This is a genomic window from Thermococcus prieurii (genome assembly GCF_054657655.1).
The window spans coordinates 1,271,321-1,284,733 of the sequence record NZ_BAAHYH010000002.1 but is presented as its reverse complement, the minus strand read 5'-3'; the positions used below and the strand labels follow the sequence as shown (position 1 = coordinate 1,284,733).

Annotated in this window: 12 protein-coding genes; 5 read left to right on the top strand and 7 right to left on the bottom strand. The window is 53.9% G+C overall.

Annotated features, from left to right (window positions below):
• Positions 1–110: 110 nt before the first annotated feature.
• Together ACYQ04_RS10320 and ACYQ04_RS10315 are read right to left on the bottom strand one after the other, a co-directional pair.
• On the bottom strand, positions 111–2,345 hold the full coding sequence (locus ACYQ04_RS10320; RefSeq protein WP_460129312.1) for a 6-pyruvoyl-tetrahydropterin synthase-related protein: 2,235 nt from the start codon (positions 2,343–2,345) through the stop codon (positions 111–113).
• Positions 2,342–2,773 (bottom strand): hypothetical protein, encoded by a 432-nt coding sequence (locus tag ACYQ04_RS10315; protein ID WP_460129310.1) that lies wholly within the window; start codon positions 2,771–2,773, stop codon positions 2,342–2,344. The genes ACYQ04_RS10320 and ACYQ04_RS10315 overlap by 4 nt, the downstream gene beginning before the upstream one ends.
• A gap of 110 nt (positions 2,774–2,883) precedes the next feature.
• Between ACYQ04_RS10315 and ACYQ04_RS10310 the strand changes: the two genes are divergently transcribed.
• A complete protein-coding gene (locus ACYQ04_RS10310) occupies positions 2,884–4,158 on the top strand; it encodes a glycosyltransferase family 2 protein (protein WP_460129308.1) in 1,275 nt (424 codons plus the stop codon).
• Here ACYQ04_RS10310 and ACYQ04_RS10305 read toward each other — a convergent pair.
• The 5 genes from ACYQ04_RS10305 to ACYQ04_RS10285 all read right to left on the bottom strand — a co-directional run bounded on the left by ACYQ04_RS10305 (position 4,151) and on the right by ACYQ04_RS10285 (position 10,149).
• Positions 4,151–4,645, bottom strand: a complete 495-nt coding sequence (locus ACYQ04_RS10305) for a hypothetical protein (protein WP_460129306.1) — start codon at positions 4,643–4,645, stop codon at positions 4,151–4,153. The two genes, ACYQ04_RS10310 and ACYQ04_RS10305, sit on opposite strands and share 8 nt — an antisense overlap.
• The gene (gene ttuA / locus ACYQ04_RS10300; RefSeq protein ID WP_460130171.1) at positions 4,642–5,556 is read right to left on the bottom strand and encodes a tRNA-5-methyluridine(54) 2-sulfurtransferase; all 915 of its coding nucleotides are present in this window, start codon (positions 5,554–5,556) and stop codon (positions 4,642–4,644) included. The genes ACYQ04_RS10305 and ttuA overlap by 4 nt, the downstream gene beginning before the upstream one ends.
• A 46-nt stretch (positions 5,557–5,602) precedes the next feature.
• Positions 5,603–7,507 (bottom strand): hypothetical protein, encoded by a 1,905-nt coding sequence (locus ACYQ04_RS10295; protein WP_460129304.1) that lies wholly within the window; start codon positions 7,505–7,507, stop codon positions 5,603–5,605.
• Positions 7,492–8,493 carry a DUF4855 domain-containing protein gene (locus ACYQ04_RS10290; protein WP_460129302.1) on the bottom strand — a complete coding sequence of 334 codons (1,002 nt, stop codon included), beginning with the start codon at positions 8,491–8,493 and terminating at the stop codon, positions 7,492–7,494. The genes ACYQ04_RS10295 and ACYQ04_RS10290 overlap by 16 nt, the downstream gene beginning before the upstream one ends.
• 192 nt (positions 8,494–8,685) lie before the next feature.
• Complete coding sequence (locus ACYQ04_RS10285; RefSeq protein ID WP_460129301.1) at positions 8,686–10,149, bottom strand: NAD(P)/FAD-dependent oxidoreductase; 1,464 nt, start codon at positions 10,147–10,149, stop codon at positions 8,686–8,688.
• Positions 10,150–10,308: 159 nt separating this feature from the next.
• Here ACYQ04_RS10285 and ACYQ04_RS10280 point away from each other — a divergent pair, with 159 nt between their 5' ends.
• From ACYQ04_RS10280 to ACYQ04_RS10265, 4 genes are all read left to right on the top strand, one after another.
• Positions 10,309–10,848: a CBS domain-containing protein gene (locus tag ACYQ04_RS10280; protein ID WP_460129299.1), complete on the top strand. Its 540-nt coding sequence runs from the start codon at positions 10,309–10,311 to the stop codon at positions 10,846–10,848.
• A 9-nt stretch (positions 10,849–10,857) separates the two neighbouring features.
• Positions 10,858–12,003: a cation:proton antiporter gene (locus ACYQ04_RS10275; RefSeq protein WP_460129297.1), complete on the top strand. Its 1,146-nt coding sequence runs from the start codon at positions 10,858–10,860 to the stop codon at positions 12,001–12,003.
• Between the two features lie 172 nt (positions 12,004–12,175).
• A complete protein-coding gene (locus ACYQ04_RS10270; RefSeq protein WP_460129295.1) occupies positions 12,176–12,541 on the top strand; it encodes a transposase in 366 nt (121 codons plus the stop codon).
• A gap of 248 nt (positions 12,542–12,789) precedes the next feature.
• Positions 12,790–13,233 (top strand): transposase, encoded by a 444-nt coding sequence (locus ACYQ04_RS10265; RefSeq protein ID WP_460129293.1) that lies wholly within the window; start codon positions 12,790–12,792, stop codon positions 13,231–13,233.
• Positions 13,234–13,413: the final 180 nt, after the last annotated feature.

Below are 13,413 nucleotides of genomic sequence, written 5' to 3'. Positions count from 1 at the left end.
TTTTGGGCTTTAAAAGAGCGTTGCTTTCCCGCTTAAAGGCGGTTGGGTTGTTACCGCATCCCGCCCCTTTAGAGCGGAGAGGGGTCAGGCCTCGGATAGGGTGGCCCTCATCACAGCTCAGGGCCCGAAAGTCTCCTCATCGGCGCGAACTTCATCAGAGCGTAGAGAGCCAGTATTGCCCAAGCGAGTGCTGAATAGTAGCGGAGTCGCTCAAGAGGGTCCTTAAAAACAGCACTTACCTCTGAAGCGCCCTTCCCAACGTTTATTAGCGTCAGTCCCGTCCTGTCATCCCGGGTGACCTTAACTTCATGTCCATTCACGCGGACATTCCAGTACGGGAAGTACGCCTCCGAAACGCGGAGGAGAGCCGACCCTTCGGTGGTGACCTCGAAGGAGTAGCTACCCTCTCCACGGGTGAGTCTCTCTATCTTGATTTTTTCTGGGGGTATCAAGTCCCGCAGTATTCTCAGCTCGTATCTTGAGCCTGTGTACGCGATGTGGTAGAGGAAGTTGCCGCCGAGGGCGTAGAGAGTCCCCCTTCCGACCCGTTTAACGCCGATGAGCGTCCAGTTGCCCATTCTAACAAGCGGCGTGACGTTGGTGAACACCGGTCCGTACCATGGGGAGTTTCCATACCTGAACTGTGCGAAGCGTGAGACGTTGTAAACCGCCGATGATAACTCTGAGGAGTTTATCATCCTCACAGATGCGTTGACCCCGAAGAGCACACCGGCCTTATTTGGAACCCATACGAGGGTTCCACCTCCTTTCAGGAATTTGAGGAGTCTCTTCGCCGTTTCGTTGTCCGGGTTGCCGGAGTATATTATAACGTTCACCCCCGAGATGTTGAGGGGGAGTCTCTTCGTATAAGCATAGTCAAGGGGTAGGTCGTAGAAATGACCGACCATCAAGGCTGACACCGGCTGGACGAAGCTGACGTTGGCTTCATAGACCCTGTACCTTCCAATCCTCGCCACTTCAACGTAGCCCGGCTCCTCGGCGTTGATTAGGTACCTCACGTCGTAGGCTTTCAGGTAGGGGCTCGCGTTACCATTGGTTGCAATCAGGTACCAGAGCCTGTTCATCTCCCTGTCGGCTGGGTTGCCCTCATGGTACCAGCCGTTGAGCGTGTCCTTTCCTGAGAGGGCCGGCAGGTAGCTGTAAACCGCCCCGGGGTTGTTCACAAGAAAGCGCCAACCACTCCCAGGTTGTTCCGCGAGGTATCCCGCAAGTTGAAGCGTGTCCTGGGGAATGCTACCAATGGCAGGAATCTCCCCTGTGAACGGCACGAGCAACACGACGAGGGTGATTAGCCCCGCGGCCGTTGCTTTCCTAACTTCCAGCCCACTTAGCGCGTCGGCTACGATGAGGGGAACGAGAACGTTCGTGACATCGAGCCACCTGTACGGGGGAATCAGGGAAACAATCGGGAGTGAGTACAGCCAGGGGGTTGGTGAGTAATAGCCGAGGCTGAGGTAAACGGCGGCTGCAAGGAGGGCCATCTTCCTAATGTCGCCCCTTCCTAACTTCCGAGCCATCCCCCAGAGAAGGATTGTTAGGACGAGTGGTATGGCCATTTCTGGCCTCGTGAGGTAACTTGGGCTGAGGCTGTAGTGCTTAAACAGCCACGGGCTCATGTCCATCCTCCAGAAGTCGGCCCATTTTCTGTCGTAGAAGAACGGGATGTACCAGAACGCCGTTAGGAAAATCACCGCGCCAGCGACCCTCAGGGAGTTTCCTATGACGCGGAGCTCTCCGAGACTCTCCCAGTGAAGTGCGAGCGCGAGAATCAGGAGCGGAATCACAATCGAATGGTGCGTTAGGAGGACGAGCGAAATGGAGAGTGCCGAAAGGATGAGGTACCTCTCCCTGTGCTCCGACAGGAGGAGAACTCCAAGGAGAAAAAGCGGGGAGAGGTTTATGGCGTTCGCCCTCGGGAAGTTGCCCTCAATGTACGCAACTCCGAGGTGCCAGGGGAAGAGAAGGAAAACGAGAGGCGCCGTGTACGGTTCTCTCTTGAGCCTCTTGAGGTAGAAGTGGAGGGCGAGCGCCCCAAGGAACGCGCTCAGCATCAGTGTAACCGCGTAGCCCCTGAGGGCGCTCCCGAGAAGTTTCCCAAAGAACGCCGCGGTTAGGTAGGATGCGGGGGGATAAAACCTGAGGAATGGGAAGCCCGCGTACCACTCCTCTATCCAAGGTTTCCAGCCGACATCCATGAGCTCGTGGACCTTGAAGAGGTGTCCGAGGTTGTCCCCCCTTAGGGCCGGCTGGGTAGGGGCTAGGAACAGGGGTAGGAACTCAAGTACCGAGACCGTCAGTAGGAGCAGGACGTACCCCCTCCTCACGGTTCCGCCCCCAGGATTTCGATGAGCTCAGCTATTCCCTGCACCGTCGCGGAGAAGAACCAGTTTGTCCCGTCCCAGCCAATCCATAGTCCCTCTCCAGCGTGGACAACCCCTATTCTCCCGCCCGGGACCTCGATGAACGCCTCTCCCCTTATCTCCCTCCCGGGCAGAACGCCAACGGCGAGTGCCCTCCCGAGGTACCTTGTGAGCTTTAGAATCCTCCTCAGAACGTCCACGGTCGCCTCATCCTCGAACCAGACGAGGACCTCTCCAGTTGAGTAGTTATGGACGACCCTGCACCTGTGCTTCCCTATTGTGAACTCTGCGGAGTACCTCTCCGTGCTTTCTCCCTCGACCGCTCCCTCTCCAGCAAGTTCCCTTGTGAACCTGCCCGGGTGAGATGCTCCCACGATTTTTATCCCGGCCATTTTAACCAGTGGCTATTTATATACCCCTACCTAAAACTCTTATGATGAAGCCCTCCCTCAAATTCCAATCCGTGCTTTACCTATACATCCTCCTGCTCGCGGGGTTTTCCGTGTTAGTTCCGGTTCCCTACATACTTGAGGCCGTTCTCCTGTTTCTCTTTTTGATGGTCTCGTCCGGCCTTATCTTTTACACCCTTCTGATTCTGGCCACCCGCAGGGGTTACCCAATGAAGTCAAAACCCGTCCCCAGGGGCTTCTTTGAACCGACCGTTTACGTCCTTATTCCCGCTCACAACGAGGAGGCCGTCATAGAGAGAACGGCCCGCTCCGTGCTCAACCAGGACTACTCGAACTTCAAGGTTTTCCTGATAAACGACAACTCCACCGACGGAACGCTGGAGGTCATGAGAAAGATTGAGTCCTCATGGCATGAAAAGGTTTTCGTCATCAACATCCCTCCCCACAGGGGCAGGAGCAAGCCGAGGGCCATTAACTACGCTCTCGAACTCATTGAGAAGGCATTTAAACGGCCAGACTACGTTTTCCTCCTCGACGCGGACTACCTCATTGGCCCGAGCGCTTTGAGAACTCTCGTTGGTATCATGGAGGGAGCGCCGAACTACGTCATCGGCGTTCAGGGCAACGTCAGGCCGAGGAACTGGAACAGGAACTTCATCACGCGCTTTATAACTCTCGAGAGGCTGGTGGGCTTCAACGTGGCTATTGAGGGGGACATGAAGCTCAACGAGAACGGCAAATACGGGGGAACCGTGGCGTTGCTCCGCTTCTCGCACCTCCTGCGCCTCGGTAAGTTCCGCGAGGACTCCGTCACTGAAGACACGGACCTCTGGGCGAGGGCGCTCATCGAGGGCTACCGCTTCTGGTACTACCACGGCATCGTCGGCTGGGAGGAAGCCGTCGAAACGCTCAGGGACTACGTCAGACAGCGCTCCCGCTGGGCCCAGGGGCACCTTCAGGTCATGCTCGACTACTACTGGCCGGTTCTGAGGAGTTGCTCTGGCCTCGTGGAGGCCTTCATAGAGCACTTCTACATGATGAGCTACCTCGTTCCGGTCTTCTGGTTCCTGTCCGTCGTCCTCAACGGCTACCTCGTCCTCTCCGGAGGCGTCCCGCTGACCCTTGCTAGGCCCCGACTCTTCCTATCTGTTTCGATTCTTGCGTTCCTTGTCTTCTGGTTCTCCGTTGCTTATGCCAACTGGCTTGAGCGGAGGAGAACGGGTTTTGGTGTCCAGTGGTGGTTCGTGGTTGCCTACCCTCTCTACTTCCTCCTCTTTGTTATTGCGGGCGTTGTATACACGATGCGCGGCCTGCTGAGACTCCTCGCTGGCAGACTTCACTGGGAGAAGACGAGGCGCTTCACTTGAAGGGGTCCTTGAGTGCGAGCTTGTCGAGCTCTCCGTTCAGGACTTCAGAGTAGAGAAATGAGGCCGCCTTCAGGTTGTCCACAAATCCCTGAAGTGCGTGCTCGAAAATACCCTTCAGGATGAGCATGACCGCGAGGAACGCGTAGCCTCCCCCTAAGACGTCGGCGGTTATGAAGACCAGCCCCGTGAGAATATGGAGCATTGCGTAGCCGCCGAGGGGAGGAGAGTAACGACTGAAGAACCGCCAGTACGCCGTAAATCTCATCTTCCCAAGCTCTCCCTTTAAATCCGAGTACATGAGCGCTGAGGTTGTAAAGAAAGCCCACGAGGTGAGGTATATTAGGGCAGGAGCCAACCGGCCATCCGCGGTCTTCACTCCCGTTATCACCACAGAGACGGCTGAACACAGCCAGAGGAAGATAGTGTACGCTTTCATAACTGTAATGAAGGTCCTCCTTAGCTTTGGGAAGGTTGCAACGGTTCTCATTGCCTCACCCTGAAGTCTATCGGCTCTTCAAGGCGCCAGAACCTGCAGAACGAGCAGACCTCACCGCTCGACGGCATTCCGCAGACTCTGCATTCCCTCAACTCCGCCTCCTGGAGCTCTGCCTCGAAGAGGTGCTTCTTTCTTAGAAAGCCCTTGACGAAGTTGATTTTCGTCCCGGGCCTCTTCTCCTCCATCTCGTTGAGTATCTCCTTGTACTCAATCGTCGTCGCCCCGACCGCGTGCGGGCACTCCTCCATCATGTAGTCGATGCCGTTGGCGAGGGCGTATGCAACAACCTCCCTCTCGGTGACCTCGTAGAGCGGTTTGACCTTCTTCACGAGCTTTCCGTTGAACTGACTCGGCGTCACCGGCCCCTGCTTGGCCAGATACTGCGTGTTCCAGTGCATCATGTTCGAGAAGATGAAGCTCGCCTCGTCGTCGAGGTTGTGGCCGGTCGCTACGGCGTCGAAGCCGTTGTCGTAGGCGAACTTGTTGAAGATGTACCTCTTCGTCAGACCGCAGTAGGAGCACGTCGGCCTTCTCGTCCTGACCTCGCCGATTCCCTTCCCTAGGAGCTCCTTAACGCGGACGATGTGGAGCGGAACTCCGAGCTCTTCGCACTGCTTTTTGGCGTAGCTCTCGCTCTTCTCGCTGTACTCGCCGATGCCGAGGTTTATGTGGAGGCACTCTATATTGTAGCCGAGCTTCTTGAGGATGTAAGCGGTAACGGCCGAGTCCTTGCCACCGCTGACGACAACTAAAACCCTCTCGTCAGGTTTGAGCATCTTGTAGCGCTCTATCGTTCGCCTGACCTTTCTCTCGAAGTATTCTTTGAAGTGCTCCGGACAGAGGTACATTTTTGGGTAATGGAGCTTGATGAAGGCCGGTTTCTCACAGAACTTGCATCTCATCGGCATTCTTTCCACCGGAAATAGAAGAGAGGGGTGGCTTTTAACGTTAACCTTTGGCCGATTCTCGATGGCGCCCCCTTCTCGCGAGAAGCGCGGCGCTCAATGCAATAACCATTATCAGCCCGGGCCCGCAGATGCTTTTTTCTTTTGTGGCCGGTGATGGTGGGGTTGTAGTTGCGGTTTTCTCGATGCTCTCTGTGTGAACGGTCGTTTGAGTCATGGTTTCATTTGACTTTGAAGTGGCAGTTGTCTCGGCCTGGGTTTTAGTATGCTTGGCTTGCGTTTGTGTTTCAGCACTGCACAACCCAAAGGTTACGCTCGAATTGAAGGGATTCGGTAAGCCCCTAACCAAATCCCCCTTCAGACTCATAAGCCTGAGCAGGTCAAAAGCCGGCTTTAAAGTCCCGTTCACGTAATACAGCGCGTAAACACCGGAGGAATCGTCAATAGGCAGAAGAACATCACTCCGACCAAGGATTACTCCTCCAAAAGTAAAACGTCCACCGTAGTCGAATCCTGCGGTGGGGATTATTAAATAACCCTTTCCATCCTTTGCCGCGGCAAGCTTCCACCCCCAAACCTTTGGCGGGTAATACTTCGCCAGCTCAGTGAGGGGAATTTTTAGGGTTGTTCTGTTAAAGTGAAAAACCATGTAGTTCCCTTCAACGGTTCCGTTGGTGACAAAGCCGGGGGAGTTGTGGAAGTTGTTAATTAACTTCCAGCATGTTCCGTTGAGATAATAAGCGATTGAGGAGTTTATAACTGGAGGGGAATTCTCCCAAAGGAGTTCGTAGTGGTTCTTCCAGACGCTGAACTTTAACTCGTAAAGCCACCAGTCCGAGAGGTTGAACTGCTCAACGGTTGGCGAGAGATTGAAAAACCTTGGAATACTGTTCACGACAAGATAAGGATGAGGCGCCGGGGGAAATTCCATAAGCGCCCCGCCCTCCGTGAGAAAAGTATCGTTCCGTTCGATTGTAAGTACTGCGGAAGTGCCGTTTGATACAATGGAGAAATGGAGTTTGTAGTACTGGGTGAAGTTTTCAAAAAACTCCTGTGCTGATATGGGTGTTATCCACCTTTGGGGTGTCATCGTGATTACAGGGTTTTTCAGGTTTCTGAGAGGGTCGCCCTGGGGAGTGATTAACCTTAGAACATCCATGAGGGGTTTTAACGTTCTCTTCGAGTACAGGAGGATTGGAATTGATTGAGTGGCGTTCAGCTCAACGCCCTTTGAGAAGTTAACGCCCACGTAAACTTTCCCGTTTATCTTCCAGTAGCTCAAGCGGAGCGGGTAGATGAGGAGGGCCTCTCTGTGGATTGACATGTACGAAGCCGTTGTTGAGTTCCAGATGTAAACCACGTCCCTGTAGAGGACTCCACCAAGGTCCTTTAAGAACTGCTCCGGGTAGTATTTCAAGAGTTCCCTCACTGAAATCTTGAGGGTTGTGTTTGAACCGTTGAAAACCACGTAGTTTCCTTCTAATCTTCCAGTCAGCCGGGAATTTTTCGTGTAGTGCAGCACAACCACGGGTATTGTGTAGTTGCAAACCCAGAGGTATTTGTAGATTGTGCCGTTTTCTGCCTGCCAGTGGATTATTGGGAAACCGTCGTAGGAGTGGATTGTGAAGTTGTTCGTTGGCCAGGGTAGTGTCGTGTTTCCGAGCTTGTGGGCAACTCCAGGGAGGTTCGTTAGGTTAACGTACTCAAAAGTCCAGTTGGTAATGTCACGGTAAGAGGGGTACTCAGTGTAGAGGAGGCGGTATTCGCCGGGGGACGAGTCGTTTACTTTCCAGTAGGGTTTTACGGTTAGTAGGAACGTGTCCGAGAGTGCTCCGTTGATGGTGATTTGATAAGCCTGGAATTCCTTGACACTTGTCGCGTTGGTTTCATGAAGAAAAATCGGAGTCAAAAGGAGGAAAGTTAAAAGAACCGCTACCACTCTGGACATGTTTCCCTCACCTTGTCAATTACCGTGAAGTCCGTGCCGAAGTAGTAGGCCCTGTCCGGGAAGAGGGTGTCAATGGCACGGTCAGGGGGAATGGGTGGCCGCCTATTAAAAACCTCCGAGTACACTTCCAGTATCGCCCAAACGTACTGACAGGCACGTTCGCGGCATTTTTCATTGTTGCACTGAACGCACTTGTTGTTTTTGTATTCACAATCAGCACAATGACCACATTGGCCGAGAAGAACGGCTCTGTCGGCTTCCATTTCTATTGAGACTGTTGTTTTGGCATTTGGGTTGTGTTCTCTAATTTTCTTGGGGAGTTCTTCGTAAACCCAGCGAACCATCTCCACAAGCTTCTCGTAGGTATAGGGTAAGTGGGGATTCCCTTCTTCATCGACCTTTGAGTACTCGTAGTAGTTTGGCTGGACGAAAACGTAGTCAAAGTAGCCCCCAATTGTAAGAATCCCGTCGTAATCCGGGTCATTCAAATAGGACACGCCCCTAACCGAGCTTCCGCTTCCTGTTGCGGGAATCCAGATGAATTCCTGGTTGTGATTATGGATGTACCTCGACATTTCCCGAATAAACTCCTCAGTAACGTTGGCTTCATCATGGGGAGTTGCTTGGAGGCAGCTCTCGTAACTCCAGTAGAAGCCGAGCCTGTTACTGTCAAAGACACTAAGAACACCGTCAATCCAGTCCCTCCAGTAGGAGTTGGCGAAACCCTCGGATGGGTCATCTCTCAGCTTTTTACTCCCGTACTGGGAGAACGGTATCGTGACGTAGTACTTTATTGAGCTGATATGGGACATAATCCAGAGAGCCAGATAGCGACCATCCTCGTACCCATTGCCGGTGTAGTTAATTCCTCTCCCTTCCCCACTAAGGAACACGACCCTGTCAAAACCCCTACTCTTGAACCAATGGGCAACCTCATCATAGGAGGTCGGTACCCTGCCCCTAAGGGTCATTCGTGATAAGTACACACCATTGTCCCACTTAACCCCCCGCAAACCAAACTTCGACATAAGGAACCACTAATTGCAAGTAGTTAGTCGACAATATAAAAACCTTTCTGTTAACTAAATACGTTTAAATAGGATAAAAAGTTCCAAAATAAACCAAATTTAAACAGTAGTAACCACTTACAATCCCCCTGTTCATGAACTCGGTTTCACCTACTCAAGCGTCTCGACTTTTTCCTTCCAGTTGCCGGGCTTCCTGAAGTCCTTCTCCGTGTATAACCCTTCTTTCTTGAGTATTCCCCTCGCCGCCAGAAGCCCAGTCGCGGCGGCGTTGACGATGTCCCTGCTCAAACCTGCTCCATCGCCGGCGGCGAAGATTCCCTCGATGCTGGTCTCGAGGTTCTCGTCGACCTCGACCTTCATGGCGTAGTACTTGATTTCGGGAGCATAGAGGAGCGTGTGGTCGCTCGCTACTCCCGGCAGGACCTTATCGAGCTTCTCCAAACCTTCGATTATGTTGGTAACAACGCGGTGCGGTAAAGCCATCGCTATGTCGCCGGGCGTCACGTTCTTCAGCGTCGGCTCGACGTCGCTCCTCCTTATCCTCGCCCACGTGCTCCTCCTTCCCCTCCTCAGGTCGCCGAGGCGCTGAATCAGGGGCTTTCCACCGCCTATCGTTGTTGCCAGCTGAGCTATGCTCTTGCCGTAGGCCGTTGTGTCCTCAACCGGCTCGGTGAGCTCTATCCTGCTCAGGAAGGCGAAGTTTGTGTTGTTGCTCTTCTTCTCGTGCATCGAGTGGCCGTTTACACCGACGTAGCCGTCGTAGCGCTCCTCGACGACGAAGCCGTTCGGGTTGGTGCAGAAGGTCCTCACGAAGTCGTCGTAGGTGTCGGTGTAGATGTGGAACTTGGGGTCGTGGTTTATGCTCGTTATGGGCTCCATGACTATCGCGGGAACCTCGACGCGGACGCCAACGTCAATCGGGCCGTGACGGGCCTTGAGGCCTATCTTCTGAGCCACCTCGTGGAACCAGTCCGCTCCACCCCTGCCGGGGGCGACGATTATGTACTTCGCCTTAATCTCGAAGACGTCCTTTCCTCGTTTTACCTTCACCCAGCCCTTCCCGAACTCCAGAGCTTTAGTCCAGAGGAGGAACTTCACACCTTTGCCCTCGAGGTGCCTCTTGATGTCGTCTATGACGTCTGGCGTCCTGTCCGAACCGATGTGCCTCTGGATTATCGGGATGAACTTGACGCCGGCCTGCGCCGCCCTCTGCTCCCAGTATCTGACCTGCTCGGGGTCGCCCTTGTAGAGGTTCCTCGGTGCCTTGTGCCTCAGAAAAATCTGGTCGACCTCCCAGACGAGTTGCCAGGCGTAGTTCTCGTCGTTCGTCAGCTCGCTTAAATCGCCTCCGATGTCCGGGCGGAGGTTTATAGTGCCGTCGCTCAGGCCGCCGGCACCGCCGACGCCGCTCATTATGTGGCAGGGCTTGCACTCTATGCAGTAGCCGAGCTCGAACATGGGGCAGACTCTCTGCTTGACGTCGCCACCTTCGTCGATGACGAGAACGCTCAGGTTGCTCTTTTCAGCCAGCTCGTAGGCCGCGAAAAGCCCGGCCGGGCCGGCTCCGATAATAACAACGTCGTAGAACTTTCCGCTTCCGTTTTCGGAGACCATATTTCCCTTACCGAGTTCTATGGCTTTTCCCTTAAAAACCTTTTGGCAAGTTTTTGGTTAATTTTTGGATTGTTTTGCCATGATTTTAGCATATTCAAGTCCAACCCAGAACCAAAGCGTTTAATACCTTCGGAGAGGAACTAACCGGGATGTGATACCATGGAGCGCCCCCTGCGAGTTAAGGCCAAGAAGGCGAGGGTTCTCCACACGAAGAAGAGGCTCCTGAAGCTCAAGCGCAAGGAGGAGCTGAGCCACAACGTTCGCTACATCGGGAAGGTCCCCGTTGAGATAGTGATGGACCGCGATTTCGTCCGGGTTGGGCAGACGGATTCCCTCGCGACCCTCATCGCCCTCCTCCGGGACGATGAAAGCTCCGCCGTCGTCGTGGACGAATCCGGAAAGCTCGTTGGCTTCGTGACGATGAAGGACATACTTCACCTCTTCGCCCCGCCGAGGCATCACTCCGTCGTCGGCCTCTCGCTCCTCAAGCGCTACGCGAGGAACCGCGCCACGCTCGTCGAGGACGTGATGGTGACGAGGCCGATAACGGTCAGGGCAAGCGACACGCTCGGCCACGCTATAGGCGTCATGCTCGAGAGTGGAAAGCACCATCTCCCAGTCGTTGACGACGAGAACCGCGTCGTCGGTCTGCTGGAGGTCAAGGACATCATACGGCTCATAAGGCTCGTCTCCCTGTGAGGTGTTCGGATGGACCCGTTCCTTGAACTGGCCGTGATACTGATAACTGCCAAGCTCTCCGGATACCTGAGCTCAAAGGTCGGCCTCCCGGCGGCGATGGGTCAGATACTCGGCGGAATACTGATAGGTGTCAGCTTTCTCGACATCGTGGCCTACGACGAGGGCGTCCGGCTGATATCCGACATAGGCGTCGTGATGTTGCTCTTCCTGGCCGGCCTTGAGACCGACATCGAGGAGTTCAAGCGCGTTGGGCTTCCTTCCTTCGTGATAGCGAGCCTTGGCGTTGCCCTGCCCTTCGTTTTCGGCTACGTTCTCGCCCTGAGGTGGGGCTACCCCAACATGGAGGCACTGTTCCTCGGCGGTGTGATGACGGCCACGAGCGTCAGCTTAACCGCCAACGTGCTCCTTGAGATGAAGCGCCTCCGCTCGAAGGTGGGCTCGACGATTTTGGCGGCCGCCGTCGTCGACGACGTCCTCGGCATAATAATCCTGACGATTCTCGTTGCCATGAGCACGAAGGGAAGCGTTTCTCCCTTTGACGTTGGTGTAATCCTTGCCGAGGTCTCGGCGTTCTTCCTTCTCAGCTACCTCCTCGGCAGGGGTGTTGTAAAGCGGGTCCTACGCTCATCCCATAGGATAAACCTCCCTGAGACGGTGACGAGTGTCGCGCTCGTTATAATGCTTTTCTTCGCCTACCTCGCGGAGCGCTTCGAGATAGCGGCCATAACCGGGGCTTACCTGGCCGGCGTTCTCGTCGCCGGAAGCGAGGACGCGAAGAAGATAACCGACAAGATTGTGACCCTCGGATACTCCCTCTTCATACCCGTGTTCCTCGTCGGAGTCGGGGCCGAGACCGATGTTAGTGTTCTACTCGTCGCCGGCTCCTTCACGCTCATCTACTCCTTCCTCGCGGTGGTTGGCAAGGTTCTCGGCTGTGGGGCCGGCGCGCTCCTGACAGGCTTCAGGAAGCTTGAGGCCCTCCAGATAGGCGTTGGGATGATTCCGAGGATGGAGGTAGGCTTAATAATGGCCAATATAGGCCTCGCCGAGGGCGTTCTGACGCCCGAGAGCTTCTCAATAGCGATAGCGATGGTCCTCGTGACGACCCTTGTGACGCCGCCGTTGCTTAAGGTGGTTTTCTCCGCAGGTCGCTGATTCTTTCTATGACGTTGGTCATTTATGTTACGTTCTGACCGTTAGAGCTCCGTATTGATTACAAACTTTTATAAATTCTTGTTCCATAACTCCGTTACCGGGGGTGGTGGTATGGAGGCGAGACTCGTTGGTGAGCTGTCGCTCGTCATGAGTGCCTCGGAGAGGGAGATACTTGAGGCAATCAGAAGGGTGCGGCTTCGGCCTCGCGTGTCCGGTCTGCGGTTCGAGGGAAGTGGTTAGGATAGGCTACGTTGGCAGGGGAAGCTTTAGAGTCCAGCGCTTCCAGTGCAGGCGCTGTGGCAGGACGTTCACTGAACTCGAGGGTACCCCCTTCAAGGGCGTCCACGACCCCAAGGCCCTAGTGGCGGTTGCTTACCTGCGCCTCAGGGCAGGTCTCAGCGAGTTCAGTATAGCCAGGCTCCTCGGGATTCCGTATCCAACCGTAAGGAGACTGTCAAAGCGAGTGATTGAGTACAGAGACTTTATGGAGAGGTTGCTGAGGGTGTTACTCAAGGTTCGAGAGGGAGAAACTCCGTAAAAATTCTGTTTACCGTTTTCGTTTTTTCTGTTTTTCTTCGCTTTTGCCCGTTGCGGGTTTTTGATGCGTCTAATGAATATCGCTATGGTTCTCTTTACAGTTTGAACGTTGAAACTCCAACATTTTTTGGAGTGCCGGTTTTATGGTGTAATTTTAGGCTTAAAACAAAATTTTTGTTCTAATTTTATTTAATTTTATGTCTAAAAATGACAATAAAAGCTAAAAAATGTTAACTTAAGCCCGGGAGGGTGAGAACCTTGAGGGAGGGTGGAGTCCTGAGGGTGCTTAGGAGGCTTCTCTCGACGCCTGAGGAGATTATAGTTGCAAGGGCCCTGGAGATTTCCCCGCCGAGGTGCCCCGAGTGCGGCTCCGGGTCGCTCGTGAGAATCGGTGGCATCGTGAAGGCGTGCGGTCTCAGAATCCAGAGGTTCAGGTGCAAGGTCTGTGGGAGAACCTTTACCGAGCTCGAAGGAACTCCATTGAAAGGTCTTCATGACATTAAATTCGCCGTCGTTGTGGCGTACCTGGTTCTTTGCCTTGGAATGGAGCCTAAAACGATAGCGAGGGTTACCGGGCGCCCGTACTCAACTGTGATACGGCTCTCAAGAAAGGCCAGAGAAAATGAAGCTTTCTTCAGGAAACTTTTCAGGGCTCTGGGTGTTACATCTGTAACGAGGTATCCAAATCAATAACGAATTCTGTTGACTGCCCGCGTTGAATTATTCCTACGGATGGTGAGTGTTTGTGGTGTTTGGGAAAACGTTACGATTCCAGAGCTTTTAGGGTCCTTTGTCGAACCCCTACACATCTTTTGATGTCATCTGCTATTTGTGCTGTTTTAAAAATTTTTTATTCAATTACGCGAATAATTG